The following is a 3,380-nucleotide window of genomic DNA, read 5'->3' as shown; positions in this document are numbered from 1 at the left end:
CGGAGCGAACGGCCGTCATCTCGGTGGTACAGCAGAAGGCCGCCATCCTGAAAGTCGGTGTCGATGACGTAGATCCGGGGACGGTAGAAATGGGTATAGAACCTCAGCATTTCCTCTTTGATCGGCTCGGGCTGGAGCCAGACATAGTTTTCATCGCGCTTGACCACGTCCGCATCCTTGACGCCGAGCCGGTCGGCGGTTCGACGGTCGATCCGGTTCAGGTGAAACTCGTGGACCAGCTCCGGCGTGAGAAAACGCCGGAGGAATTCGTAGTCGGTCACGGTCTCGACCAGATGTCCCATCGCGGCGATCGGATCCACGCCGATGTGCCTCCAGGCATCCTTCTTTTCCCGGTCTTTCTCCTCCCGATAGTCGAGGCTGACCTTGCCATCTCGATATAACTGCTCGATGTGACACCAGAGATTGTAGCCAAGGTGGTAGGGGTTGCGCTGGAAGTAAGGCCGCGGCCGGCACACGTTCGAGAATACCCGCGCGTAGTCGATGACGCCGTCCACCGCCTTTTCCTTGAAAAGCTCGAGCATGATCTTTTTTTCCCAGTACATCGCCCAACCCTCGTTCATGATCTGGGTCCTCAGTACGAAGTCCTGGGGCAGTTTGGTCACGTACTTGTAATCGAGTATCGCCCGTTCCGAGCCGCTCGTAGGCGCATGGGCACGAAGGAATCCGAGGACGTCCTGGCAGGGCGCCTTGAGGACGTAGCCCTTGCGACTCAAGGTCTCGAGACGCCGCTTCTTTCTGAGCTCGGTCTCGAAAGCGTTCGGCGGATTCGCCCCCTTCAGGAGCTGGGTCAGGGTGTCGAAGATGGGAGCGATCGTGGGCTCGGTGCGGGTGGTTCGGTCGGCGCGAACGTCGAGTCGAATCGCGGTTTCGGTCTCCGTCGAGCGCGAGAGGTTGTACTGGGAGTTCGGGGCAATCAACGGGCTCATGGACTCGACCGCGTTCCAGTATTCGAGGTAGTCCCGCTCTCCCATCTGCTGACGCGCGCGCTCCACCCTCTTGACCAGGTACATCACGTATTCGCTTCTGTTCTCGTTCGTGTCCCTGAGAACGTTCAGCTCGGAGAACTCGCAGTGCCCAACCACGTGGGCCATGACCGAGGCCTGCGTTACCGCGCTGTTAGAGCTGGCCAGATAGGCATAGGACGGATTCCCGGTCTGCACCACCTCGTAGTAAAGGGACGATTCGAGCCCGGTCTCGATGGCGTGCTTCTTGTGCACCATCCTCTTGCCTTCCCAGATGTTGATCGGGCTCGTGGGATAGACCTCCTTCTCCAGAAGTGAAGCGAACTCGAGCCGGTCGAGCACGAAGAAACGAATCTCGGGGAGTCGCCGGTCGAAGCGGTTCGCGTGATCGAGCACGCGCTCTTCGAGTCGGGTCAGCTCGGGATCGGTGTGAATGCTACGCACGGCGCTCACCAAAAAGACTCTTGATGACCTCCACGGTCTCGGCGCGCTGACGAAGGGTTCCCATACGGATAATTGGGTCCTTCTCGAACTGCCTCTTGATCTCGCGATTCAGATAGCTGAACTGGCTGGGCTTCACCTCCACGATACCGATCCGATTGAAGCTCGCCTTCATCTGTTCGGACAGAATCTCCACGATCTTCTTGGCATCGTCTTCGAAGACCTCGCCGTCACCGAAATAGAATGCGTAGAAGTTCGTCGCCGTCGTGTCGTATTCGTTGAAGGCGATTTGGGAGACCAGATCGAATACGACCGCCGCCCGCGTGCCCCCAGCGTTGGAAACTTTGTAGAAATCCGAGGGCGCCACTTCGTGGGCGTCCACGTCGTGGACGAAGAAGCGGTGCTCCACGTTTCCGCCACCGTAGTTGAAGTCGAGCCATTGGTGGATGAAGTTGACCAGCCGCTTCTCCATTTCCAGACGTTCGCCGTACGTCGAGTAGGAGATATCTCCCATATAGAAGACCACGGCCTTGTAGCGAGGCTTTTCGATGCGCTGGGGGACCTTGAACCGCCGGTCCCGCCGCCGCACCTGCACCGAGGTGAGGCCCCGCGCCGGATCGTAGACCCTCAGTCCGATGCTCGATCGAAGCGCCCGTTTGAAAGTGCGGCGCTTGTCGAGAATGACACCCACCTGGCCGAAGGTCTTGAAGGAGTACGAGACCTCCTTGATGCGGCCATCGCCTTCCTTGACGAGATGGGGCAGTCGCAATCTGTGCCCCACGAGCTCCATGAAACTATGGAACGGTATGCGGAATCGGAGTCTCCCCTTTTCGCTTCCCGGCCCTTGAGAGCCGGCGCCGCCGCCCCCCGAAGCATCGTCGCCGTAAATGAAGGTAGGCGGGACGATGTCGTCCATCTCGATGATGATGTCGCTTCCCCGGTCGTCGATCCTGTCCAGATCACCGCGATTGATGACGTCGTCGAGAATCTCCTCGAGCTGATCCTGGATGAACTCGTTGAAGAGGCCCTCGGATTCATCGGAGGAGATCGTGATCTCGGACATGAAACTCCTTCGTGGTCCTCAATCGAGAATACTGGTGGAGCTCGCGGTGATCGTCAGCGCCTGAAAGGCACACTTGCCGCAATAGCCCAGGTTCTCGATGAGGTACCTGACCGTTTCGTTCAACTGCTCCTGTTCCTTGGAGTGAACCCCCGCCGCGCTCGAGCCGCTCTTGATCCAGCCCAAGAGCTTGATGTTCTCGCTCGATTTGAACTCGTTCTCGAATACGTACCTGCGGATCGCGCTCTGATAGGAGGGCTCGTCCGCCAGCAGCACCGAGTAGCTGACGCTGGCGATGGCGTCGGACAGCTCCTTGCGAAAGACGTCCTTTTCCGCGATACCGAGGTACTGCTCGATCGCCTGCATGAACTTCTCGTCGGGCTGCACGTCGGCATGGGTGACCTCGTGCTTGACCTTGGTGTTGTGGACGTATGCTCTGACGTGGTCGGTATATTTCTTCCAGGTGCTCTCGACGACCGACTCGTCCCGAAGGACCGAGCCATAGACGTCGGTCGCGATCTGGCTCAGGATCCATTGTTTGGCCTGGGGAAGAATCTTCTCGACGAAATGTCCCAGCTTCGCCTTGTTGATTGCGAAAGACTCTTTCAGGGCGTTCTCCATCCTCAGGTAGAGGTCCATCGGGGCCACGCAAGGGTTCTTCAGAGCGATGGAGGTGATCATCGCCGGTTCGCCGTCCTCGTTCCGCAGACGGTTGATGTTTGCCTGGTACTCGTTGATCTGGAAATGCTCGGTGTTCTCGAAGACGTTCTGGATGAAGCGGGGATCGAGTCCGAAAGTGCCCTCCGAGGGCTTGACGAACTCGAACTCATCGAGCACCGTTCGCGCCATGTTGTTGTCCACGCCGCTGTCGGCCCGACCGGCGTAGATGAGGGCCT

At 58.7% G+C, this 3,380-nt stretch carries 3 protein-coding genes; all 3 read right to left on the bottom strand.

Features of this window, described 5'->3' with window-relative positions; genetic code table 11:
* The coding region (locus VEK15_31470; GenBank protein ID HXV65257.1) for a SpoVR family protein at window positions 1–1,436 on the bottom strand (1,436 nt) is incomplete at its 3' end.
* Complete coding sequence (locus VEK15_31465) at window positions 1,420–2,487, bottom strand: DUF444 family protein (protein ID HXV65256.1); 1,068 nt, start codon at window positions 2,485–2,487, stop codon at window positions 1,420–1,422. The genes VEK15_31470 and VEK15_31465, both read right to left, overlap by 17 nt.
* Before the next feature lie 18 nt (window positions 2,488–2,505).
* On the bottom strand, window positions 2,506–3,380 hold an 875-nt coding region (locus VEK15_31460), incomplete at its 5' end, for a hypothetical protein (protein ID HXV65255.1).

The organism is Vicinamibacteria bacterium (assembly GCA_035620555.1).
Lineage (GTDB): Bacteria > Acidobacteriota > Vicinamibacteria > Marinacidobacterales > SMYC01 > DASPGQ01.
This window is presented reverse-complemented; position numbering and strand designations above follow the sequence as displayed.